Below are 22,769 nucleotides of genomic sequence, written 5' to 3'. Positions count from 1 at the left end.
GATGAGCGACGACACCCTGGTGATCGCCGGACGCGAGTACACGTCCCGGTTGGTGATGGGGACCGGTGGAGCGCCGAGTCTCGAGGTGCTGGAGGAAGCCCTGGTGGCCTCCGGGACCCAGCTGACCACCGTCGCGCTTCGACGGCTCGATCCGGGTCAGCAAGGCTCGGTCCTCGATGTACTGCGCAAGCACGACATCGCCGTACTACCTAACACGGCCGGATGCTTCACCGCGGGCGAAGCCGTGCTCACGGCTCGACTGGCTCGCGAGGCACTGCAGACAGACCTGATCAAGCTCGAAGTGGTCGCCGACGACCACACCCTGCTGCCGGACCCGGTCGAGCTGCTGGACGCCGCCGAGACCTTGGCCGCCGACGGGTTCACCGTGCTCGCGTACACCAACGACGACCCGATCCTGGCCCGCCGGTTGGAGCAGGTCGGCTGTGCGGCCGTGATGCCGCTCGGCTCGCCGATCGGGTCGGGCCTGGGGATCCGGAACCCGCACAACATCAGCATGATCGTCGAGGCCGCTCAGGTCCCGATCGTGCTGGACGCGGGGATCGGTACGGCGTCCGACGCGGCGCTCGCGATGGAGCTAGGTTGTGACGCTGTGTTACTGGCGACGGCCGTGACCAGGGCCGAACGGCCCGCCCTGATGGCCGCCGCGATGCGTGACGCGGTGGTCGCCGGGCGCAACGCCCGACTCGCCGGACGCATCCCGCGGCGCTACCACGCAGCCCAGGCATCCTCGCCACTAGAGGGCCGCGCAGACCTCTGATTGCCCGAGGGTGTGTCTGCTCATCCCCTGCGTGCTGCGCAGCACTCGGCACGGCATCTCGCTGCACTGGAGCAAAGGCCACGATGCGCCGCATCGCCGCCTTCACTCCAGCACACCGAGCTACCGCGCCGAGCACTTGCTCGCGACTGCAGGGGATGAGCAGACACACCCTAGGCATCAGTTGCTCCCGGCAAGGAATCAGCCGCGCCAATCAGCATGCCCGGGCGTGTCGCTTTGTGAATCACAGTGATGTAGTTCAGTCGTCAACTGTAAACATTGGGTAACAGCCGTAACAAGTGACCCATTCGCCTCTGTTGTCACATCAGCACCACCACTTACGGTCATGGGACGTTGACACGGGGAGATGGATGATGAGCGACACGCGACGGCGCAGGACCGTAGTACTACGGATCCTCACCGGGATCGCCGTACCAGTGGTGGCGGCCGGGGTGATCACGGCGGGATCGCCGGGGTTCGGCCAGTACAAGGTGAAGCAGGGTGACACTCTCAGTCACATCGCCGCGCGGTACGGCACGACCGTGAAGACCCTGGTCTTGCTGAACAACCTGCCGGGCAACGGCAACGCGATCTACGCCGGCGAGCTCCTGCAACTGCCGGGCAAGGCCGGCACCAAGGGCGCCGGCCAGCAGACAAGCCGCGGCCGGATCACGTATGTCGTCAAATCCGGTGACACGATCGGCCGGATCGCCAAGCGGTACCACGTGACTCAGGCCTACCTGCTCTCGGTGAACGGCCTGTCGCGGACCGACCACATCTACATCGGCAAGCCGCTCCAGGTCCCGGTGCCGGTCCCGAAGACGACGCCGAGGAAGAAAAGGAAGAACAACACCTTCGCCGGCCGCAAGTACGCCGACCACGTGGTCGACGCCGCCGACCGGAACCGGGCGATCCTGAAGCAGCGCAAACTCCCGACCCGCGGCCAGATGCGGGCGATGATCATCACCACCTCGAAGCGGTACGGCGTCGATCCCGAACTCGCGCTGGCCGTGTCCTGGCAGGAGTCCGGCTGGAAGCAGCGGGTGGTGTCCCCCGCGAACGCGATCGGCGCGATGCAGGTGATCCCGTCGACCGGGCGGTTCGCGTCGAACGTGGTCGGCCGCAAGCTGGATCTGCTCAAGCCGCAGGACAACGTCACCGCGGGTGTGGTGTTGCTGGACCGGCTGACCGGGGCTGCCCAGCTCGACATCGCGGTGGCCGGCTACTACCAGGGCCTCGGCGGAGTGCGGCGGAACGGGATGTATCCGGACACGAAGCTGTACGTGAAGAACGTGATGCGGATCAAGGCGCAACTGGAGAGCGGCTGGAATCCAGCAAGCTGAGCGTCACAGACCGTGGCACGGCGCGGCGGGGAAGGCGCGACTGGGCCGCCTATTTACACTCTCAGAGCAGACAGGCTTCGAGAGGCGGCTCACCGCACGTGACGGACGACGTAGACACCCAGGTCAGCGACCGCCTTGTCGGGCGTGTGCTCGACGGGCGGTACCGCGTGGGTGCGCGCGTCGCGAAGGGCGGCATGGCCACCGTCTACGAGGCGCTGGACATGCGGCTGGACCGGGTCGTCGCGCTCAAAGTGATGCACCTCGGAATGGGTGACGACGCCGAGTTCGGCCGCCGGTTCGTGGCCGAGGCCCGGGCCGCCGCGCGGTTGTCGCACCCGAACGTGGTGGCCGTCTTCGATCAGGGCGAGGACGACGGCACCCTGTTCCTGGCGATGGAGTACGTCCCCGGCCGCACGCTGCGTGACGTGATCCGGCAGTCCTCGCCGCTCGCCCCCGGCCGCGCGCTCGACCTGTTGATGCCCGTGCTGTCCGCGCTCTCCGCGGCCCACGACGCCGGCATCGTGCACCGCGACATCAAGCCCGAGAACGTGCTGATCGCCCACGACGGCACGGTCAAGGTCGCCGACTTCGGCCTCGCCCGGGCGGTCAAGCCGACCGGCCAGACCGCGACCCAGGGACTCCTGATGGGTACGGTCTCCTACCTCGCGCCCGAGCTCGTCACCGACGGCAGCGCCGATGCCCGGTCGGACGTGTACTCGGCCGGCATCCTGCTCTTCGAGATGCTCACCGGGACCAAGCCACACACCGGCGACACCCCGATCCAGGTCGCATACGCCCACGTTCACGCCGATGTACCGCCGCCGTCCGCGTTGCAGGCCGGCATCCCGCCGTACGTCGATGCGCTGGTCCAGCGGGCCACGGCGAGGGACCGGGATCTTCGGCCGGCCGATGCGCGAGTACTCAGCCGCCAGGTACGCCGGGTCCGCAGCGCGCTCGAGGAGGGCCTGCCCGACGATCCGGAGTTGACCGGCGACCTGACCGTGCCGATCCAGCAGCTCCGCGACGAGTCCGAGTACGACGACGGCGGATACGAGCGGGGCACCGGTTACGTCAAGCTGCGCAACGACACGATCGTCGTACCGATCGAGTCCGGGGCTCCTGGGGCTTCCCCACCCGCACGAGTGGCTGCTCGACCGCCTCGGCGCTGGCGTGGCCTGATCGCGCTGATCGCCGTGCTCGCGTTGGCGATCGGGGCCGGGACAGCCGGCTGGTACTACGGGATCCATCGGTACACGGCCACGCCGGTGTTGCTCAACCTGTCGCCGACCGACGCGACGGCCAAGGCCGGCGAGGTCGGCCTTCGGACCACGTTGCGCGATCAGGGCTTCTCGGAGACCGTGCCGAAGGGGCAGGTGATGGGCACGGATCCGGCGCCCGGCGACCGGATCCGGAAGAGCGGCGAGATCGGCCTGATCGTGTCGAAGGGGCCGGAGCGGTACCGCGTGCCGCAGCTCGCCGGGCTCGACCTGGACTCGGCCAAGCGCGCGCTCGACTCGATCACCCTGGTCACGGGGAAGATCACCGACACCTACAGCGAGACGGTGCCGGCCGGGCGGGTGATCACCTTCACCCCGAAGTTCGACACCGTGATGAAGCCGGGGAACACGGTCAACCTGTGGGTCTCGCTGGGCAAGCGGCCGATCGACGTACCGAACATGACCGGCAAGCAGGTCGGCGAGGCGACCAAGGCGCTGCGCAAGGCCGGTTTCCGCATCGACCGCACCGACCAGTACGACGAGACCGTGCCCGAGGGCAACGTGATCAGCCAAACCCCGAACACGGGGACGTTGTTCGCCAAGGACAAGGTCAAGCTGGTGGTGTCGAAGGGCCCGGCGCTGCGCGAGGTGCCGAACGTCCGGCGGAAGAACCTCGCCGAGGCGCGGAAGATGCTCACCGACGCCGGCTTCAAGGTGAAGGTCGAGCAGGCGCCGTTCCATCTCGGCCTGAACCTGGTCGCCGGTCAGAACCCGGCGGCCGGTCGCAAGGCCAAACCCGGCAGCACAGTGATCGTCACCATCGTCTGATTTCCAGCGAAGCCAAGGCGTCTGGTTAGCTTGGCCGGTGAATCACCCGCGCATCGCTGTTCTGGCCCTGCTCGCGGTGGCGGCGGCGTGGGGATCGACGTTCTTCCTGACCAAGGATCTGCTCACCCGGATGGACGTCGCCGACTACCTGGCGTTGCGCTTCCTGATCGCCTCGGTCGTGCTGATCATGGTCCACCCGCCCGCGATGGCGAGGCTGAGCCGGCTCGATCGCGGCCGGGGTGTTGCCCTCGGCATCACCTACGGGGTCGCCCAACTCGTCCAGACCGAAGGCCTGCGGCACACGTCGGCGAGTGTGTCCGGTTTCGTCACCGGCATGTACGTCGTGTTCACGCCGCTGCTGGCCGCCGTGATCCTGAGGCACAAGATCGGCCGCTGGGCCTGGATCGCCGTGACGCTCGCCACGATCGGGCTCGGCGTCCTCTCGCTGCGCGGGCTCAGCCTGGGGACGGGTGAGCTGCTGACGTTGGCGTCCGCGGGCCTGTATGCGTTGCACATCATCGGGCTCGGCGCGTGGTCGACACCGTCGAACGCCTTCGGGCTCTCGTCGTTGCAGATGATCGTGATCACGGCGGTGTGCGCGATCGGGGCGGTGCCGGGTGGTTTCGCCGTACCGGACAACGGTGGGGACTGGGTTCGGGTGGTCTACATGGCCTTGATCGCGGGTGCGCTCGCGTTGATCGTGCAGACTTGGGCACAGGCCCATCTGACCCCGACGCGGGCGGCGATCGCGATGACGATGGAGCCGGTGTTCGCGTCCGCGTTCGCCGTACTGTTCGGGTCGGACAGTGTGACGGGGCGGCTGCTGATCGGCGGTGCGTTGGTGGTCAGTGCGATGTACCTGGTCGAGCTGGCGCCGCGACGGAAGTTCGAGGCCGAGGTCCAGCACCTCGCCCAGTAAGGGGAGGTGCCATGCGGGACGACGGTGCGCGACGGATCCGGTGGTTTCCGGCCGTCGTGATCGTGGTCCTGCTGGCGTTCCTGGCGGCCGGTACGGCGTCCAACGTGCGCCGCAATCCACAACCGCAGCTCGTCGCCGACGGCATCCCCGGCCGTCCGTTGCCCACCACAACGGGCACCTGCCCGGGCTCCACCTTGAGTACGACGGACTGCGCCTTCGCGGACCTGGCGCGGCACGCTCTCGCGGACCTCGACGCCCTCACCCTCCCGAACGGCGGGACCTTGGCCGGGTGGGACGGGCCATGGCGCTTCGTCTGGCCGCGCGACGCGTCGTTCGTCGCCGCCGCCCGCTGCTCGATCGGCCAGTACGCCGAGGCCGCCAAGGTACTGGGGTTCCTCGACCGGGTCAGGCCGTCGTCGGGACGCTGGGCGGCGCGGTACTTCGCCGACACGGGCGCCATCCCACAGGACGGCCGGGAGGATCAGCTCGACGGTTCCGGTTGGGTGCTCTGGGCAACCTGGTTCTGCGCCTCGGCCGGCCTCGATCTCAACCGGTACTGGCCGATGGTGCAGGAGTCCGCCGACCAGATCGTCGCCGAACTCGGACCCGACGGCCTGCCCGCCCCCTCCCCCGACTACTGGGAGCGCCCCGAATCCGAGGTCACCCTCGGCACCATCGCCCCGTTGCTGACCGGCCTTCGTTCCGCCGTCGCGATCGCGCAGTCGCTTGGTCGCACCACCGAACTGCCCCGCTGGCAAGACGCCTTGTCCCGCCTGTCGACCGCCACCGATCGTGCCTTCGGTCCTGACTACCCCCGCACTCCCGGCCGCGCAGGCACCGGGATCGGCGGCGGAGCGGACGCGATCGTCGCGGTGCTCGGTCCGCCTTTCGCCCCGGAGAAGCCGCAGACGACAGCGGCGATCAACCGAGCGCACGCAGTACTGACTCAACCGAACGGCGGTGTGACACCGGGCGAGGAGTGGCGGGCTGACGGAGTTGCCTGGACCCCGCAGACCGTCCTCTTCGCGCTCAGCGCCGCGGCCCGTGGGGACCGCGAGACCGCGACCGAGCTGCTCCACTGGATCGATACCCATCGGACCCCGTCCGGCGCCATCCCGGAGAAGGTCAACCGCGACCTTCAACCGGCCGGCGAGGCCCCGCTCGGCTGGACCTCGGCCCTCGTCGTCCTCACCACGGCCGCACTCGATCGCCCGCTGCCCATTCCTTGACGGTCAGCAGATCTCGATCGTGTCGTGGGTGGGGGCTTCGGGGCGGTTGGTGCTGGTCCGGGTGGAGTAGAAGAAGGCGGTGGAGCTGATGTCGTCCTGGAGTGGGAGGTAGCGGCCGCCGGAACGCCAGCCGAGGGCCTGGACGTCGACGCGGAGGCGGGTGCGGAAGCGGATCGGGTCGGGCAGGTGGAAGCGGTACATGCCGAACCGTTGCTGGCTCGCATACAGGCCGTCGGGACGGATCACCTGTGGCATGCCGAGGTACGGCGTACTGAACTCGGTGTACCCACCTCCTGGAACGTCGAAGTTCCAGGCGCCGCCGAAGTAGTCCTCGGTACCGGTACCGCAGATGGTCGGGAACTCCTCGTCGTCGTCCAGGTAGAACTTCACCTCACCCTCACCCCACCAGCCGGTGCTGTTGACGCCCCACGCGAGGTAGGTGCCGACGTAGTGGCCGGGGCCCTCGACGCCGTCGAGCAGGGTGTGCACGGTCTTGGCCGGGAGCGGGTTGCTGCGCCGCCACTGCGTGCGCAGGTACGCCGACTCCTCCGCGACCGCGCCCAGCCAGTAGTCGATCTGGAAGTAAACGATCACGGGCTCGTCGTGGGTGTTCTCCAGCGTGATCCGCGCCTGCGAGCGGAACGGCATCTCCCAGTAGGAGTTGAAACCGCCGTTCGGGTTCACCGCGACCGGGAGCGAGTTGACCTGCGCGAACCGGCCCCACCCCGAGCAGAAGAAGTCCCCGACCGGCGTCTCGATCGCGGGCGCGTCGTCACCGTCCCAGTGGGCCCGCAGGACGAGCCGGCGCCAGTGGTCCACGTGGGTGGTGAGCCAGATGTGAGTGATGCAGCCGGGCCCGGCGATATCCGCCAGCGTGACGGTCTCGCCGGCCGCGATCTCGATCGACGGCGACACCTTCCACCCGACCCCGAGGTCCCGCGCGGCCCTGGCACCGGTCCCCTCCGTACGACGTCCGCCCTGGCCGCGCTCGCCGGTCGGGTTCTCGGCACTGATGGACCGCGACTCGACCTCCGCGATCGCACTGATTCCGGTCAGCTTCCCAAGAGTCATGCCCGCGACCCTAGCAAGAAATCGATTTCCCAGGAACCGTGCTGCGAGGTTGTGGGCATCCAGCGGCCTCGCCTAGCAGGGGCGGACCTTGGCGTCGAAGCCGTTCTCGAAGGTGATGCAGGCTCGGGGGCGGCCCTGGCTGGGCGTGGGGCGGACGATCACCGGGAAGGAGTCGGCGCCTCGGACCTCGGGGGTGCGGTCGGTCTTGAGGGTGCCGACCGCTCCGCCTCGAGCCTCGGCCGCGGCACGGACGTCGCCAGGGAGGACCACGCTGCGGGCGTCCTTGAAGGCAGCGGCCTCGGCATCGGTGGCGACCGCCAGGGCGAAGTCGATCTCCGGCGGGGTCGCCCACGTGGTCGTCGTTACCGGGAACACCAGGCCGAACATCAGCATCCCGACGACCCCGATGATCTGCCGGGCCCGCCTGCCCTGGTCGACCGCGAGTACGGCGGCGCACCCGAGAGCGAGCAGCAAGGTGAGCCCGCGCAGCACCCAGTGCCGGTCGAGTCGGACGTCGACCGCGAGCGCTGCGACGATCGCGATCACCAGGCAGCCAAGAGCAGCAAGACCCGCCCGGGCCCGCGGAGAGACAGAAGTCATGACCCCAGACGATATTGCGAGCCTGTTTCGCCACGCCGTTCAGGGCCATTTATTGCCGACACTCCTGGCAAATTGGTGTCCGAACTGCCGCCCCCGCCCCCGAAGGATTGGAAGACGAGCTGTGAACTCAGATACGCCTAGACCATGGAGCTTCTCGCGTCGCACCGCGCTGCAACTGACGGGCGGTATCGCCGCCGCCGGCTCCCTGCCGGCAGTCAGCGCCGCCGCCGGGGAGGTCGGTAGCGCCAACGAAGCCACTCTCACCGAGGGCACCAACTTCATGGTTGCGGTGTCGCCGGACGGGAACTGGCTCGCGTTTGATCTGGTCACCGCGATCTGGGTGACGCCGGCCGCAGGTGGACGGTCCCGGCGGCTCACCGACGATCTGCAGGACGCCACCCGCCCGCGCTGGTCCGCCAACGGATCGCAGCTCGTCTTCCAGTCATACCGCGATGGCAACTTCCACCTGTGGACGATCCGCCCCGACGGCACCGGGCTCCGCCAGCTCACCACCGGCCGGTACGACCACCGCGAACCGCACTTCTCCCCCGACGGCCGGTCGGTCGTGTTCTCGTCCGATCGCGGCAGCTCCGGCAGCTACGGCATCCACCGGCTCGACCTGTCCACCGGCAGCATCGTCGCGCTCACCGACGACCCGACCGAGGAGGCCGAGCCTGCGTTCTCGCCGGACGGCACCAAGATCGCGTTCACCGTGGACGCCTCGTCGATCGTGGAGCTCGACCTGACGACGGGCCAGCGGCGTACCGCAGTACCGGCTCAGACCGGCAGCAGCGTCTACGGTCCGGCGTACTCCCCCGCGGGCCAGCTGGCCTACGTACGGCTGGCCGGACCGGTCTGCAATCTGGTGGTCGGCGATCAGGCCGTCACGAGCGGCAAGGACGTCTTCGCAGTACCGCCGTCATGGGCATCCGCCACGACGCTCTACTACACCGCCGACGGGCACGTGATGAAACACGAACTGGGCGGCGTACATCAAGCAATCCCCTTCACCGCAAGCGTTCCCGTCACGTCGCGCCGACCGCGACCGAAGGCGCCGGATCTGGAATCCACCAAACGCCGGCCCGTACTCGGCATCGCCGGCCCGACCGTGTCCCCCGACGGCCGGCTGGTCGCCTTCCGGGCTCTGAACGCCCTCTGGCTCGCGAATACCGACGGGCGCGGCCGACCCCGGAAGATCGTTGCCGACGGCTACTTCAACTCCGACCCGGACTTCTCCCCCGACGGCGAGAAGTTGCTCTACGCAAGCGACCGGGACGGTACTGCGGATCTCTGGTTGCACGATCTCGCGACCGGTGCCGACAGCAAGCTCTCTTCGTTGCCCGGGGCCCAGACCGCACCGCGGTTCTCCCCGGACGGCAAGCAGGTCGCGTACCAGGACCAGGACGGCATCGCCTGGGTCCTCGACCTCGCCACCAACCAGGTCCGCCAGCTCACGCCGACGTTGTTCCAGCCCGGCCGGGTCAGCTGGTCGGCCGACGGCAAGACGATCGTGCTGGCCGCGGTCAAGCCATTCTCCAGGCGGTTCCGCGAAGGCACCAGCCAGCTCCTGTACGTCGATGTCGCGAGCACCGCGTTCGAGTACGTCGAGCCCATGCCATTCCGGTCACTCGCAACGCGCGGCGATGACGGACCGGTGTTCTCCCCCGACGGCAAGTGGCTCGCCTTCGTCGTCGAGAGCCTACTGTACGTCGTACCGGTGGACGCCCGTGGTCGGTACGTCGGGGACCCGAAAGCGATCACGTCAGAGGTGACCGATTCGCCTGTCTGGCAGGACGAGCGGACGTTGCTTTACCTCAGCAACGGCAAGCTGCGTCGTACGGATCTCGCCGGATCCCGTCCGCGGACCGTGCCGCTCGATCTCACTTGGCAACGCGCGACGGTGAACCAGCACGTCACGATCCACGCCTCCGCCCTGTGGGACGGGCGGGCCGAGGAACTGCGGCACGACGTGGACGTCGTACTGGACGGGTCGAAGATCGCAGCGGTCCGGCCGCACCAGGGTGATGCCGACATCGACGCGTCCGGGCTGACGGTGATGCCGGGGCTAATCGACGCGCACAACCACTGGCATCTGCGCGGACGAGCGTGGGGTGCGCGGCAGGGCAACCTATGGCTCGCGTTCGGGATCACGACCACGCGGTCTCCCGGCGACCCGGTTTACCAGATGCAGGAGACGCGCGAAGCCCTCGCACATGGGTCGCTCCTCGGACCGCGGTACTTCGCGACGGGCGAGGCGATCGACGGATCGCGGGTCTACTACAACTTCATGCGGCCGACCTTGTCGCTGCGACAGCTCGAACTGGAGATCGACCGGGTCGAGGGGCTCGCGTACGACTTGGTGAAGACCTATGTGCGGTTGCCGGTCGAATACCAGCGGCGCGCGATCGCCGCAGTCCACCGGCTCGGCCTGCAACTGTCGTCGCACTACCTCTACCCGGCCGAGAACCTCGGCATGGACGGGATGGAGCACACCGGCGCGACCAACCGGCTCGGCTACTCGCACACGGTGAGCCGGCTCGGCCGCGCCTATGCAGATGTGATCACGCTGTTCACCAAGTCCGGGATGTCCGTCACGCCGACCTTGTTCAACTCGACGATGGCGCACGTCGACGATCCGTCCCTGGTCACCGACCGACGGACGACGACGCTCTTCCCGGCCTGGGAGTACGCCGCCCTCCAGGCCGAGGTGAACACCGCGTCCGGGCCGGCCGGGGTGACGACTCGCGAACTGCTGCGGGGCAACGTCGACATGGTGCTGCGGATCCATCGGGGTGGCGGCCTGGTGATCTCCGGTACGGACACTCCGTTGGACAACATCGCTGTGTCGCTGCACGCGAACCTGCGGGCGATGGTCGGCGGCGGATTCACGCCGTACGAAGCGCTGAGCACGGCGACCCGGAATCCGGCGAAGTGGCTGAACCTGGAGGACAAGATCGGGGTCATCAAACCCGGTGCGCAGGCCGATCTGGCGTTCGTCCGCGGGAATCCGCTCGCGGACATCAAGCACGCGGCCGCAGTACAGCAGGTAATGATCGCTGGGAGGTTGCACACGGTCGACGAGTTGCTGGGGCCATTCGAGAGCACTACAAAGGCCGCGGCGGGTCCGGCGCCGCTGCGTAGGGATCAGGCGCACGCCCACGACGCGGCGTACTGGTGGCATGAGCCCGAGTGGCTGCACCGGGCCTGCTGCGAAGGCTAGAAGGGGAGCTTCGGCTGTGGCGGGGCGTGGGTCGGGTCGACGCCGTCGAAGAGGCTGCTGACCGATTCGCCGTAGTGGATGCGTTTGATCGCCTCGGCGAACAGCGGTGAGACCGACCGCACCTTGAGCTCCGGGAAACCGGGCGGGCGCGGGACGGTGTCGGTGCTGATCACCTCGGTGATGGACGGGTGCGTGCGGAGCCGCTCGACCGCGGGCCCGGCGAACAACCCGTGCGTGCAGGCGACCGCGGCCTCGGTGCAGCCGAAGTCCTTCAGCCGGTCCAGCAGCTCGATGATCGAGCCGCCGGTGGCGATCTCGTCGTCGAGCACGATCGCCCGCTTGCCGACGACATCACCGACGATCGCGTCGATCACCACCTTGTCGTCGGCCAGCCGCTGCTTGCTGCCCGCCGCGACCGGCAGACCGAGCAACCGGGCGAACTGGGTCGCGGTCTTCGCGTTGCCCAGGTCGGGGCTGACGACCACGGTGTTGCGGACGTCCGCCGTACTGAAGTGTTCGGCGAGCACCCCGATCGCGGTCAGATGGTCGACCGGTACCGAGAAGAACCCGTGCACCTGCGGAGCGTGCAAGGCCATCGTCAGCACGCGGTCCACGCCGGCTGCGACCAGCAGATCGGCGACCAGGCGGCCGCCGATCGAGATCCGGGAGGCGTCCTTCTTGTCGGACCGCGCGTAGGCGTAGTGCGGCATGACCGCGGTGATCTGGGCCGCCGAGGCGCCGCGGGCCGCGTCGATCATCAGCAGCAGCTCCATCAGGTGCTCCTGGGTCGGCGGCACCAGCGGCTGGATGATGTACACGTCCCGCTGCCGGCAGTTCGCCTGCAACTGAACCTGCAGGCAATCGTTGCTGAACCGATGGATCTCCACCGGCGACAACTCCACGCCGAGATCGGCACAGATCTGCTCCGCCAGCGCGGTATGGGCACTTCCGCTGAACACGACGATCTCTCGCACGGCTCTCCCCGAACGCAGCAACCACGACACCGAAAGCCTAACTGGTGAGATCAGCGGAGCAGACCAGCCACCACTTCACCGGCACGACGGCAACCGGATGTTGAGACGTCCAGGTGGGTGACCAACCTCAGCTGGGTGGGGCCTACGCCGCCGACCAGGATGCCTTCCGTACGAGCCGCCTCGACCACCTCGGGGACCGACTTGCCGGTCGCTGCGAGGTCGGCGACGACGATGTTGGTGTCGACCTGGTCGGGTTTGACCGAGCCGGGGGCCGCGTCGGCGAGGATCTCCGCGATCAAGCGGGCGTTGGCGTGGTCCTCGGCCAGGCGGTCGACGTTGTGCTGCAGCGCGTAGAGGCCGGCCGCGGCGAGGACGCCCGCTTGACGCCAGCCGGCGCCGAGGCGTTTGCGCCAGACTCGTGCCTCCCGGATGAGCTCGGTCGAGCCGACGAGGACCGAGCCGACGGGTGCGCCCAATCCCTTCGACAGACAGACGCTGGCCGCCGCGGCCCGGGATGCATACGCGGACACCGGTACGCCGGACGCCACCGACGCGTTCCACAGGCGTGCGCCGTCCAGGTGCAGCGGGAGGCCGATCGCGTCCAGCTCGTCCGCGAGTACGTCGTACGAGCGCTGGATCGAACCGCCGCCGAAGTTGTGCGTGTTCTCGACGGACACGGCGGCCGTGCGCACGAAGTACGGGCCGAGGTCGGCGGAGATCAGCGCGCGGATCTGGGCGAGGTCGATCTGGCCGGCCGGTGCGCTCCAGGTCCGCGTGGTGATGCCGGAGACGGCGGCGTGCGCGCCGAGTTCGGCCCGGGCGATGTGCGCGCTCGCCTCGCAGAGCACCTCCGTGCCGGGCGCCGAGAGAGCCCGTACGCCGAGGATGTTGGCGAGCGAACCCGACACCGTGAACAGGCCGGCCTCGTGCCCGAGCAGGCCGGCGACCGTCTCCTCGAGCTCGGTGACCGTCGGGTCCTCGCCGTACACGTCATCGCCGACCGGCGCGCTCGTCATCGCCGCGAGCATCCCGGCCGACGGACGAGTGACGGTGTCCGACCGGAGATCGATCATGCCCGTGCGCTGTGCAGACGCTCGGCGACCAGGAACGCGAGCTCGAGCGACTGGTGCCGGTTCAGCCGCGGGTCGCAGGCCGTCTCGTACCGGTTGACCAGGTCCTCGGCGACCAGTTCCTCACCGCCGCCGAGGCACTCGGTGACGTCGTCGCCGGTCAGCTCGATGTGCATGCCGCCCGGCCAGGTGCCGACCTGCTCGTGCGCGTCGAAGAAGCCCTGCACCTCGTGCATGACGTCCTCGAAGTTGCGGGTCTTGTAGCCGTTCGGCGTCTCGAAGGTGTTGCCGTGCATCGGGTCGCACACCCACGCGATCGGCGACCCGTGGTCCCGGACCGCCTCCAGCAGCGGCGGCAGCGCCTCCCGGATCTTGCCCGCACCCATCCGGGTGATGAACGTCAGCCGCCCCTCGATCCCCTTCGGGTTCAGCTTGTCGATCAGGGCCTTGATGTACTCCGGCGTCGTGGTCGGCCCGATCTTCACGCCGATCGGGTTGCTCAGCGAGGCCAGGAACTCCACGTGCGCACCGTCCAGCTGACGGGTCCGCTCCCCCACCCAGAGCAGGTGCCCGGACACGTCGTACGGGAGCTCGGTGCGGGAGTCGATCCGGGTCAGTGCGTGTTCGTACTCCAGGATCAGGGCCTCGTGCGACGCGTAGAAGTCGACGGTCTTGATCTCGTCCGAGGCGACCCCGGCGGCGCGCATGAAGGCGAGGGCCCGCTCGATCTCGGTGGCCAGCCGCTCGTACTTCTGCCCGACCGGCGAGGACTTCACGAAGTCGGTGTTCCAGGCGTGCACCTGGTGCAGGTCGGCGTACCCACCGGTCGTGAACGCACGAGTCAGGTTGAGCGTCGCGGCGGCCGCGTTGTAGACGCCACGCAGCCGCTGCGGGTCCGGGATACGGGCCTCGGGGGTGAAGTCCAGCCCGTTGACCGCGTCACCCCGGTACGACGGCAGGGTGACCCCGTCGCGGGTCTCCTCGCCGGAGCTGCGGGGTTTCGCGTATTGCCCCGCGATCCGGCCGACCTTCACGACGGGCACGCTCGCGGCGTACTGGAGCACGACGGCCATCTGGAGCAGCACCCGGAGCTTGGCCCGGATGTTCTCGGCGGTCACCCCGTCGAACGTCTCCGCGCAGTCGCCGCCCTGCAGGATGAACGCCTCACCGCGCGTGACGGCCCCGATCTTCGTGGTCAGGTCGTCGCACTCACCGGCGAACACCAGCGGCGGCAGGCTCCGCAGCTGCCCGATCACCTGCTCCAGCGCCTCCGAGTCCGGCCACTCCGGCTGCTGCAGCGGCTTCAACGCCCGCAACTCGTCCAGCCCCGGCACCCCCGGCACAACCCCCGCGCTCAACGTCGCAAATTGCATACCCCCACCTTATTCGAGCGCCTCCAGCCCCCGCCCGCCCGTCTCACCCAGCCGTCAGGTGATGGAGCTCAGGTCCGGTGGGACGTCCACCGCGTGTTCGCGGAGGACCTCGAGTGGGATGGTGTCCAGGGAACGGGCGTTGGTGGCGGCCAGTACTACGGGGGCCGCGGCGCCGTCGTGGTAGGCCTGGAGCCAGCGGACGGCGACTACGCACCAGCGGTCGCCGGGGTGGAGGCCGGCGAAGTCGTACTCCGGTCTCGGGGTGACCAGGTCGTTGCCAACCGACTGCTGGTGAGCCAGGAACTGGGCCGTCATCACCGCGCAGACCGTGTGGCTGCCGAGGTCCTCCGGTCCGGTGTTGCAGCACCCGTTGCGGAAGAACCCGGTCACCGGATCCGTACCGCACTCCTCCAGCGGTTCCCCGAGCACGTTCAGTTCGCTCTCCACCAGGACATCTTCACCCCGGCGGGGCGTAGTACAAGGTCAGGAGGCCTTGGTGTCGTCGAGGCGGGGTTTGAGATGGTCGTCGACCTTTTCGCCGGCCTTGATCAGTTCCTTGGCCCTGTCGGCGTACATGTCGACGTACTCCTGGCCGGACAGCCCCATCAGCGCGTACATGATCTCGTCGGTGACCGAGCGGAGGACGAACCGGTCCTTCTCCATTCCCTCGTAGCGGGAGAAGTCGAGCGGTTTGCCGATCGCGACGCCGGGGCGGATCAGCCGCGGCAGCCGGCGACCCGGCTCACGGACCAGCCATCGCGGCTTCATCGTGCCCGGCGGCTGCAGCTTCTCGGTGTCGATCATCGCGACCGGGATGACCGGTACGCCGGCCACGATCGCCATCCGCGCGACCCCGGTCTTGCCCTTGTAGAGCCGGCCGTCGGGTGACCGGGTGCCCTCGGGGTAGATGCCGAACAGCTCGCCCTTGCCGAGGATCTCCAGGCCGGTGTTCAGCGCGGCCAGCGAGGCGCGCCCGCCGGACCGGTCGATCGGGATCTGCCCGACGGACCGGAAGAAGGTCGCGACCAGCTTGCCCTTCAGCCCGGGACCGGTGAAGTACTCCGATTTGGCCGGGAAGACGATCTGCCGCGGTACGGCGACCGGCAGGAAGATCGAGTCGCAGAAGGCCAGGTGGTTGCTCACCAGCAGGGCCGGTCCGTCGTCGGGAATGTTCTCCAGTCCGGTGACCTTGGGCCGGAACAACAACTTCACCAGCGGGGCGACGAAAAATCGTCTGAGGAACAGGTACAACACGCGCCCTTCACCTCCGCCGCTCGGCCATGCCCAGTATGTCCCGCGCAAGACGGTGGCAGGCACCGCCGGGGAGGACACTACGTTCCAGCTTCCTCCTCAGGCAATGTCACCGCCAGGGATTCTGGAGTTGCACTCTGTGTTGATCTGTGATTGCAGACTGGATGCGATATCTGTCACGCACCCGAAGCGGTCTGGGCGGGGGGCCGTCCGGCTGCGACCATTAGCTCGGAAACACGCGAACGCCGAGGAGCGACCTGTGCCAGTGCAAGCCCACGCCGAGGAGTTCCGCAGTCCCGGCCACGGCCCCGAAGCCGCCACCGGAGTACTGCTGTCCCACGGCTTCACCGGATCGCCCAAGGCGATGCGCCCGTTCGCCGAGCACCTGACGGCCGAGGGCTTCGGCGTCGCCGTACCCCGGCTGCCCGGCCACGGCACGCATTGGCGGGAGGCGAACAAGACCACCTGGCAGGACTGGTACGCCGTACTCGACAACGAGCTGGAGCGGCTCCGCAAAGAGCACGACCAGGTCTTCCTGGCCGGCCTGTCGATGGGCGGCTGCCTGGTGTTGCGGATGGCCGAGGAGCACGGCGCGGACGTTTCCGGCGTGGTCCTGGTCAACCCATCCGTGCAGACCGACGACAAGCGGCTCGCGGTGCTGCCGGTGCTGCAGCGGGTGCTCCCGTCGTTCCCGGGGATCGCGAACGACATCAAGAAGCCCGGTGTCGACGAGGGCGCGTACGACCGGATGCCGCTGCGCGCGCTGTACCAGTTGTCGTTGCTGTGGAAGATCACCCGCGACGATCTGGCCAAGGTCACACAGCCGCTGCTGATGTTCCGCAGTACTGTCGATCACGTGGTGGAGCCGAGTTCGGGCCGGACGGTGCTGGCCAGGATCTCGTCCCGCGATGTGACCGAGACCCTGCTCGAGGACAGCTATCACGTGGCAACTCTGGACAACGACGCACCGCGGATCTTCGCGGACTCGACCGCCTTCATCCGACGGATCACGGCCGATGCGTGACAACGGCCTGACCGCCCCGGCGTACACGTCGATGGGCGGTATCGATCCCCTCGTCGCCGACCCGGTCCTGGCCGCATTGGCCGAGGCCGGCATCGCGGCGTACTGCGCTCCGCCGGGCGAGTCCGATCCGTCGGGCGAGCCCACACCCGGGCGCCCGGCGGAGACCGCGCCGGACCCGACTGCCGACGCCTCCCCGGATCCGGCGGCCGCCGAGTCCGAGGGACCGGCGAAGGCCGAGGCGCCGGCCAAGGCGGACGAGCCGGTCCAGCAGATCCCGGTGGGGTTCGAGGAGATCTTCGTGGACTCCGGGTCGGTGGAGGCGGCGCGCGGGGTGATCGACCGCAGCACCGAGGACGCCGAGTGGAAGTCGCTGGTCGAGCAGTACAACGCGCCGTCGGCTCCCGGGCACGACGCTCCACCGGTACCCCGCTGGCCGGCGACCGAGGACGTGGACGAGACCTACGAACCGCTCATCGACGTACCGGCCGGGTTGGTGGTCGGCGACACCGACGAGGAGCCGCCGGAGGAACCACCACCGGCCCGGCGCAAGGACGACCCGCACGACCACTTCGTCCCGCCGGAACCACCCCGTGCGCCCCGGCTCGACTGGATCAGCCGCGCCGCCTGGCTCGGGTTGCTCGGCGGCCCGGTGGTGCTCATCCTGGCCGCGATCCTCGACTTCGGCTCCAGCCGTCTGCAGTTGCTCTGCGTGGTCGCGTTCATCGCCGGCTTCCTCACCCTGGTCATCCGGATGAATGACCGTCTTCCACCGGACGACACCCCGGACGACGGGGCCGTGGTCTAGAGTTCCGATCGTCGGACAATCCGACGAATCTGGTTCGAGGGAGGCACCCGTGCAGGTCACCGAGACGGTCGAGATCACCGGCCACCTGATGGACTCCGGGCTGCTGTCCCGGGTCCTGGACGACATCCGCGGCTACGGCGGCGAGTACACGCTGGACAAGTTCGACCTCGGCTACGACAAGGACGACCCGTCCACAGTCCGGATGACGGTCGGCGCCGAGGACGAGGAGGCGCTGCAGCGGCTGCTGATGCGGATCCAGACCAAGGGCGCGAACCTGGTCAACCCGGGCGAGCCGGAGATCTCCGAAGTGATCCAGGACGGTGTCTTCCCGGACGGGTTCTACTCGACCACGAACCTGCCGACCAGCGTTCGGCTCGGCGGTCACTGGGTCCAGGTGCAGAACCCGGAGATGGACTGCGGGCTCGTGATTGAGGAGGCCGAGGGCGGCAGTACTGTTCGGACGATTCCGATGTCCGACGTGAAGGCCGGGATGCGGATCATCAGCAGCGCGCAGGGGGTCAAGGTCACACCGCCGATCGTGGCGAACACCGAGGAAGCGTTCGGCTTCATGGACTCGGACGTGTCCAGTGAGAAGCCGCAGCGGGTGCTGGTCATGCAGGTCGCGGACGGTATGCGCGAGGCCAAGGCGAACGGCCAGAAGGTGCTCTGGGTCGGCGGCCCCGGCATCGTCCACACCGGCGCCGCACCGGCGATGGTCGCGCTGGTCGAGGCCGGTTTCGTCGACATCCTGTTCGCCGGCAACGCGCTCGCCACACACGACATCGAGTCGTCCCTGTACGGCACCTCGCTGGGCGTCGACCTGGCCCGCGGCCGCGGCGTCGAACACGGTCACGAGCATCACATCCGCGCGATCAACACGATCCGCAAGGCCGGCTCGATCGCGGCCGCCGTCGAGCAGGGCGTGCTCACCTCGGGCGTGATGCACTCGCTGGTCAAGAACGGCAAGACCTTCGTCCTGGTCGGCTCCGTCCGCGACGACGGCCCGCTCCCCGACGTCTACACCGACGTACTGGCCGGCCAACGCGCGATGCGGGCCGAGCTGCCGGGTGTCGGCTACTGCCTGATGGCCGCCACCATGCTCCACTCGGTGGCCACCGGCAACATCCTGCCGGCCTCGATCCCGCTCACCTGCATCGACATCAACCCCGCCACCGTCACCAAACTCGCCGACCGCGGCTCCTCCCAAGCCCGAGGCATAGTCACCGACGTAGGCCTCTTCATCGAACACCTGGCCCGCGAACTCGCCCCCGACTACGCCTCCACCAAGTAGGAGATGGGTATGACGGAACTGGTGCACCTCGGGGTGGATGACGGCGTGGGGACGATCACGCTGGATTCGCCGCACAACAAGAACGCGTTGTCGCAGCAGCTGACCGGGGAGTTGCTGGCTCACCTGGAGACGGCGGGTGCGGACGACGCGGTGCGGGTGATCGTGATCCGGTCGGCGGGTGACGTGTTCTGTTCCGGGGCCGATCTGTCCGAGGCGACGACCGTCGGGATGGGGGTCGGCGCGCAGCGGATGGTCGACGTACAGCGGGCGATCGTGGCGAACCCAAAGCCGGTGGTCGCTCGCGTCGCGGGACCGGTCCGGGCCGGCGGGATCGGGATCGTCGCGGCCGCCGACATCAGCATCGCCGCGAACACCTCCACCTACGCGCTCACCGAGGTCCGCCTGGGCCTCGCGGCGGCGACGATCTCGCTGACCGTGATCCCTCGGCTCACCGACCGCGCCGCCGCGCTCACGTTCCTGACCGGCGACACCTTCGACGGCGCCGAGGCCGCCCGGCTCGGCCTGGTCACCCGCGCCGTACCCGAGGACGAACTCGACACCGCCCTCGCCGCCATCCTGAAGTCGCTGCTGAAGGGTGTCCCGCAGGGCCTCCGCGAGACCAAGAAGCTGCTCACCCGCGAGCTGCTCGCCGACATCGATGCCCGAGGCAAGGACCTCGCAGAACTGTCCGCCGGCCTCTTCGGCTCCGAAGCCGCCCAGCAAGCGATGCTGGCCTTCCTGAATCGCAAGAAGAGCTAGGGCGCGAAGCCGCCGTTGCTGTAGAGGAGTTGGCCGTTCATCCAGCCGCCTTCGGGTGAGCAGAGGAAGGCGACCAGGTTCGCGGTGTCGGCGGGCAGCCCGAGCCGGCCGAGCGGGGTCTGCGCGATCCGCATCTCCCTGATCTCGGGCGTCATCCAGCCGGTGTCGATCGGGCCGGGGTTGATCACGTTCGCGGTGATGCCGAGGTGACTCAGGTCCCGCGCCGCGGCCAGGGTGATCCGATCGAGGGCACCCTTGCTCGCGCCGTACGGGAGGTTGCCGACAGTGTGGTCACTGGTCAACGCGATGATCCGCCCGTCGCCGTACGGCGCGTCGTACTGGCCGGCGAATTCCTTGATCAGCAACCAGGTCGCCCGGGCGTTCACCGCGAAGTGCCGGTCGAAGCTCTCGATCGAGGTGTCGAGGATTCCGCTGTCCACGCTCTCGCAGTGCGCCATCACCAACGCCTGAACCGGCCCGAGCGCCTCGTTGACCGCCCGGAACAACGTAGCCGGCGCCGCCGTGTCCTCGAAGTCCGCATCGACCGCCGCCACCCGCGCCCCATGCTTCTCCAGCAACTCGGTGATCTCGTCCCGCGCGGCCGTATCGCGACCCCACGGCATCCGGTCGTCATACCCAGCGAAGTAGGTAAAAGCCACGTCCCACCCACTCGCCGCCAACCGCTCAGCCAGACCCGCCCCGATCCCGACCCGCCGACCCACTCCGGTAACCAACGCAACCGGTCGCTTAGCTGAGCTCATCCACCCATCCTGCCGTGAACCATGGCCGCTGTCGCAACGCATTATTCGGTTGCCGACTACGCGCCGAGGTTGGTGGACTGACGTGGTGCCGGCGATCAACGACGAGATGCGGACGACCTTTCGCGAGCAGGGATTCGTGGTCGTGCCGGACGTACTCGGCGCGAACCAGCTGACAAGGGCGCGCGCCGTGGTGGCGGAGCTGCTGGCCAAGGAGCCGCCGCCGGCGGACCACGTCGGGTTCCACTTCCTCTGGCCGAGGTTCGAGGCCGGCGGCAATCCGTTGCTGAACCTCTACGACGAGGCAGGGATCGCCAAGCTGGCGAGTCAGCTGCTCCGGCCGGATCTCGGCGTCGACGAGCCGGATTTCGCTCAGCTGGCGGTGACCATTCCACCCTGGCCGCATCGCCCCGGTGGCCCCCACGTGGACGGCGTGACTCCCACCCTTCCGGACGGTACGCCGGGCACGTTCACGATGCTCACCGGGATCTGGCTGACCGATCACGAGCAGCTCGATCGCGGCAACCTCCACGTCTGGCCGGGCACGCATCTGCGCCTCGGCGAGTACCTGCGCGAGCACGGCGCCGACGCCCTGACGCGCCTCGACGAGATGAGTCCCGGCCCCTACCCGAAGATCGACCTCGGCGATCAGATCCAGGTCAGCGGCCCCGCCGGCAGCGTCCTCTTCGCGCACTACCTACTCGGGCACAACATCGGCGGACACTCCGGTACAGCGAACGACGAGCGCCGCGAGACCGTCTACTACCGCCTGCACGCCACCGGTCACCGGGAACGTTGGCGAGAAGCCGTTACGAATCCGCTCGTGGAGTTTCGCCACTAGTCAGCTCGACCAGCATCGGTAGGTGGTCGGACGCCACGGCGAGGTCGGCGCGGGTGACGCCGTCGACCGAGTCCAGCGGGATGATCCGGCCGCTCAGCTCAGGTGAGAGATGAGCCCCGTCGATCCGCTTGACCGGGTTGTCCGAGTGGAACGTCGGCCCCGCGTCGACACCTAGATCCACCAAACCCTCAACGGCCAGGCGGTCCCACACGGGGCCGCCTGGTTCTTCGTTGAGGTCGCCGACCAGGAGATAGGGCAGGCCAAAAGACTTGCACCCCCGCAGGACCTGATCCAGCTCATGCTGGCGACCACGGATGTGCAGGCCAAGGTGGCACACGACAAGCGCCAGCTCGACCCCACCCAAAGTCGTCCGACCCCCCACCGCGCCACCCGGCAACTGAGTCGCGATCAAACGCAACCGTCGCCGCACGAAGGGCCGCCAGATCCGCAACCCCACCGTCTCCCCGAGTTCGGTGCCGTCAGCAACCAAGATCGCGTTGCGGGCCGACGCGGCGACGTACTGCAGGCCGAAGCTCGCCGCCATCGCGCGGCGCTTCCGGCGAGTGCCCCACCAGGTCGGCGCCTCCTGGATGAGCGCCACATCGGGCGCACACGCCCGCACCAGCCGCGCCAGTGCCTCGCGATCGTCACCCCAGCGATGCACGTTGTACGACAGCACCCGCAGAGACGGGCCGTCGCTCATCGGATTGGTCGCAGGGAAGCCCCGTCCTTCAGGGCGGGGAGGAACCGCGACTGCCTCCCTTCGGAGATCGGGGACTGTCGGTCCCGGCTGATTGGATACTCGGCATGTCCCGATACCGGCTGTACCCGACGCCCGCGCAGGAAGCTGCGTTGCTGGCGCAATGCCGGCATGCCCGGGACGTGTGGAACCTGGCGCTTGAGCAGTGGTCGATGTGGACCCCCGACAAACGCCCGACACCGGGGTATGTCGAGCAGGCCCGGCAACTGACCGAGGCCCGAGCCGCGTTCGGGTGGTTGCGGGCTGGGTCGCAGACCGTGCAACAGCAGGCGCTGCGGGACTTCGACCAGGCGGTCAAGAACTTCTACGCCGGGACCCACCGGCGGCCGACCTGGCGCGAAGCCGGGGTGCACGAGGGGTTCCGCATCGTCGGCGGCCAGGCGTCCCGGATCGTCAAGCTGAACCGCAAGTGGGCCGCGGTCAACGTGCCCAAGGTCGGCTCGGTCCGGTTCCGGCTGTCCCGTGCCATTCCCGACGCGAAGTCGTACCGGATCACCCGCGACCGGATGGGTCGCTGGTACCTCGCGTTCGCCGCCATCCCGGAGCCGATCCCCGCACCCGGTACCGGTGAGGTCGTCGGCGTGGACCGCGGCGTCACCGTCTCGGCGGCCCTGTCCAACGGCGAACTCCTGACCTGCCCCGGGCTGTCGGACCGCGAACA

At 68.6% G+C, this 22,769-nt stretch carries 21 protein-coding genes; 12 read left to right on the top strand and 9 right to left on the bottom strand.

The features are described 5' to 3' along the window. The first annotated feature begins 1 nt into the window (after window position 1). From EV643_RS11895 to EV643_RS11875, 5 genes are all read left to right on the top strand, one after another. Window positions 2-778, top strand: coding sequence for a thiazole synthase (locus EV643_RS11895; RefSeq protein WP_133800087.1), 777 nt, complete (start codon window positions 2-4; stop codon window positions 776-778). Window positions 779-1,149: 371 nt separating this feature from the next. Further along, window positions 1,150-2,118 (top strand): lytic transglycosylase, encoded by a 969-nt coding sequence (locus tag EV643_RS11890; protein WP_133800086.1) that lies wholly within the window; start codon window positions 1,150-1,152, stop codon window positions 2,116-2,118. Window positions 2,119-2,216: 98 nt separating this feature from the next. Beyond that, on the top strand, window positions 2,217-4,163 hold the full coding sequence (gene pknB, locus EV643_RS11885; RefSeq protein WP_133800085.1) for a Stk1 family PASTA domain-containing Ser/Thr kinase: 1,947 nt from the start codon (window positions 2,217-2,219) through the stop codon (window positions 4,161-4,163). A gap of 37 nt (window positions 4,164-4,200) precedes the next feature. Continuing rightward, window positions 4,201-5,082 carry a DMT family transporter gene (locus EV643_RS11880; RefSeq protein ID WP_133800084.1) on the top strand — a complete coding sequence of 294 codons (882 nt, stop codon included), beginning with the start codon at window positions 4,201-4,203 and terminating at the stop codon, window positions 5,080-5,082. Between the two features lie 11 nt (window positions 5,083-5,093). Further along, window positions 5,094-6,311 carry a glycoside hydrolase family 15 protein gene (locus tag EV643_RS11875; RefSeq protein ID WP_133800083.1) on the top strand — a complete coding sequence of 406 codons (1,218 nt, stop codon included), beginning with the start codon at window positions 5,094-5,096 and terminating at the stop codon, window positions 6,309-6,311. A gap of 3 nt (window positions 6,312-6,314) precedes the next feature. On the opposite strand, the gene EV643_RS11870 is transcribed toward EV643_RS11875, so the two are convergent. Together EV643_RS11870 and EV643_RS11865 are read right to left on the bottom strand one after the other, a co-directional pair. After that, the gene (locus EV643_RS11870) at window positions 6,315-7,382 is read right to left on the bottom strand and encodes a glycoside hydrolase family 172 protein (protein ID WP_133800082.1); all 1,068 of its coding nucleotides are present in this window, start codon (window positions 7,380-7,382) and stop codon (window positions 6,315-6,317) included. A 72-nt stretch (window positions 7,383-7,454) separates the two neighbouring features. Continuing rightward, window positions 7,455-7,982 (bottom strand): hypothetical protein, encoded by a 528-nt coding sequence (locus EV643_RS11865; RefSeq protein ID WP_133800081.1) that lies wholly within the window; start codon window positions 7,980-7,982, stop codon window positions 7,455-7,457. A gap of 121 nt (window positions 7,983-8,103) precedes the next feature. Here EV643_RS11865 and EV643_RS11860 point away from each other — a divergent pair, with 121 nt between their 5' ends. Next, a complete protein-coding gene (locus EV643_RS11860) occupies window positions 8,104-11,202 on the top strand; it encodes a DPP IV N-terminal domain-containing protein (RefSeq protein ID WP_238165525.1) in 3,099 nt (1,032 codons plus the stop codon). Here the strand turns inward: EV643_RS11860 and EV643_RS11855 are convergent. Genes EV643_RS11855 through EV643_RS11835 form a run of 5 tightly spaced genes read right to left on the bottom strand, consistent with a single transcriptional unit; the run spans window position 11,199 to window position 15,873 of the window. Continuing rightward, complete coding sequence (locus EV643_RS11855; RefSeq protein WP_133800080.1) at window positions 11,199-12,176, bottom strand: ribose-phosphate diphosphokinase; 978 nt, start codon at window positions 12,174-12,176, stop codon at window positions 11,199-11,201. The genes EV643_RS11860 and EV643_RS11855 overlap by 4 nt on opposite strands. 50 nt (window positions 12,177-12,226) lie before the next feature. Continuing rightward, complete coding sequence (locus EV643_RS11850) at window positions 12,227-13,249, bottom strand: threonine aldolase family protein (protein ID WP_133800079.1); 1,023 nt, start codon at window positions 13,247-13,249, stop codon at window positions 12,227-12,229. Continuing rightward, window positions 13,246-14,619 (bottom strand): class II 3-deoxy-7-phosphoheptulonate synthase, encoded by a 1,374-nt coding sequence (locus tag EV643_RS11845; protein ID WP_238165524.1) that lies wholly within the window; start codon window positions 14,617-14,619, stop codon window positions 13,246-13,248. The genes EV643_RS11850 and EV643_RS11845 overlap by 4 nt, the downstream gene beginning before the upstream one ends. A gap of 54 nt (window positions 14,620-14,673) precedes the next feature. After that, entirely contained in the window at window positions 14,674-15,066 is a 393-nt protein-coding gene (locus tag EV643_RS11840; protein ID WP_133800078.1) for a DUF2237 family protein, read from the bottom strand. Between the two features lie 36 nt (window positions 15,067-15,102). Next, window positions 15,103-15,873, bottom strand: coding sequence for a lysophospholipid acyltransferase family protein (locus EV643_RS11835; RefSeq protein WP_133800077.1), 771 nt, complete (start codon window positions 15,871-15,873; stop codon window positions 15,103-15,105). Window positions 15,874-16,129: 256 nt separating this feature from the next. Here EV643_RS11835 and EV643_RS11830 point away from each other — a divergent pair, with 256 nt between their 5' ends. Genes EV643_RS11830 through EV643_RS11815 form a run of 4 tightly spaced genes read left to right on the top strand, consistent with a single transcriptional unit; the run spans window position 16,130 to window position 19,749 of the window. Beyond that, complete coding sequence (locus tag EV643_RS11830) at window positions 16,130-16,894, top strand: alpha/beta hydrolase (RefSeq protein WP_133800076.1); 765 nt, start codon at window positions 16,130-16,132, stop codon at window positions 16,892-16,894. Then, window positions 16,887-17,699, top strand: coding sequence for an O-antigen ligase family protein (locus tag EV643_RS11825; RefSeq protein WP_133800075.1), 813 nt, complete (start codon window positions 16,887-16,889; stop codon window positions 17,697-17,699). The genes EV643_RS11830 and EV643_RS11825 overlap by 8 nt, the downstream gene beginning before the upstream one ends. A gap of 49 nt (window positions 17,700-17,748) precedes the next feature. After that, window positions 17,749-18,990, top strand: coding sequence for an ornithine cyclodeaminase, nickel-pincer nucleotide-dependent (locus tag EV643_RS11820; RefSeq protein WP_133800074.1), 1,242 nt, complete (start codon window positions 17,749-17,751; stop codon window positions 18,988-18,990). Window positions 18,991-18,999: 9 nt separating this feature from the next. Continuing rightward, window positions 19,000-19,749, top strand: coding sequence for an enoyl-CoA hydratase-related protein (locus EV643_RS11815; RefSeq protein WP_370452267.1), 750 nt, complete (start codon window positions 19,000-19,002; stop codon window positions 19,747-19,749). Here the strand turns inward: EV643_RS11815 and EV643_RS11810 are convergent. Further along, window positions 19,746-20,510, bottom strand: coding sequence for an SDR family oxidoreductase (locus EV643_RS11810; RefSeq protein ID WP_133800072.1), 765 nt, complete (start codon window positions 20,508-20,510; stop codon window positions 19,746-19,748). The two genes, EV643_RS11815 and EV643_RS11810, sit on opposite strands and share 4 nt — an antisense overlap. 85 nt (window positions 20,511-20,595) lie before the next feature. Between EV643_RS11810 and EV643_RS11805 the strand changes: the two genes are divergently transcribed. Continuing rightward, on the top strand, window positions 20,596-21,348 hold the full coding sequence (locus EV643_RS11805; protein ID WP_133800071.1) for a phytanoyl-CoA dioxygenase family protein: 753 nt from the start codon (window positions 20,596-20,598) through the stop codon (window positions 21,346-21,348). Here EV643_RS11805 and EV643_RS11800 read toward each other — a convergent pair. Further along, window positions 21,317-22,051, bottom strand: coding sequence for an endonuclease/exonuclease/phosphatase family protein (locus EV643_RS11800; protein ID WP_133800070.1), 735 nt, complete (start codon window positions 22,049-22,051; stop codon window positions 21,317-21,319). The two genes, EV643_RS11805 and EV643_RS11800, sit on opposite strands and share 32 nt — an antisense overlap. A 104-nt stretch (window positions 22,052-22,155) precedes the next feature. Between EV643_RS11800 and EV643_RS11795 the strand changes: the two genes are divergently transcribed. Continuing rightward, window positions 22,156-22,769, top strand: a 614-nt coding sequence (locus tag EV643_RS11795) for an RNA-guided endonuclease InsQ/TnpB family protein (protein ID WP_166665424.1), incomplete at its 3' end; no start/stop codon positions are given.

It is taken from the genome of Kribbella caucasensis, assembly GCF_004361855.1.
GTDB lineage: Bacteria > Actinomycetota > Actinomycetes > Propionibacteriales > Kribbellaceae > Kribbella > Kribbella caucasensis.
The sequence above is the reverse complement of the archived record's forward strand: the minus strand, read 5'-3'. Positions and strand labels throughout refer to the sequence as shown.

Excerpts from the sequence above, each read along its gene's own strand:
- EV643_RS11800 (WP_133800070.1), bottom strand. The coding sequence starts at position 22,051 with ATGAGCGACGGCCCGTCTCTGCGGGTGCTGTCGTACAACGTGCATCGC.
- EV643_RS11825 (WP_133800075.1), top strand. The coding sequence starts at position 16,887 with ATGCGTGACAACGGCCTGACCGCCCCGGCGTACACGTCGATGGGCGGT.
- EV643_RS11845 (WP_238165524.1), bottom strand. The coding sequence starts at position 14,619 with ATGCAATTTGCGACGTTGAGCGCGGGGGTTGTGCCGGGGGTGCCGGGG.
- EV643_RS11810 (WP_133800072.1), bottom strand. The coding sequence starts at position 20,510 with ATGAGCTCAGCTAAGCGACCGGTTGCGTTGGTTACCGGAGTGGGTCGG.
- EV643_RS11850 (WP_133800079.1), bottom strand. The coding sequence starts at position 13,249 with ATGATCGATCTCCGGTCGGACACCGTCACTCGTCCGTCGGCCGGGATG.
- EV643_RS11890 (WP_133800086.1), top strand. The coding sequence starts at position 1,150 with ATGAGCGACACGCGACGGCGCAGGACCGTAGTACTACGGATCCTCACC.
- EV643_RS11815 (WP_370452267.1), top strand. The coding sequence starts at position 19,000 with ATGACGGAACTGGTGCACCTCGGGGTGGATGACGGCGTGGGGACGATC.
- EV643_RS11865 (WP_133800081.1), bottom strand. The coding sequence starts at position 7,982 with ATGACTTCTGTCTCTCCGCGGGCCCGGGCGGGTCTTGCTGCTCTTGGC.
- EV643_RS11870 (WP_133800082.1), bottom strand. The coding sequence starts at position 7,382 with ATGACTCTTGGGAAGCTGACCGGAATCAGTGCGATCGCGGAGGTCGAG.
- EV643_RS11895 (WP_133800087.1), top strand. The coding sequence starts at position 2 with ATGAGCGACGACACCCTGGTGATCGCCGGACGCGAGTACACGTCCCGG.
- EV643_RS11875 (WP_133800083.1), top strand. The coding sequence starts at position 5,094 with ATGCGGGACGACGGTGCGCGACGGATCCGGTGGTTTCCGGCCGTCGTG.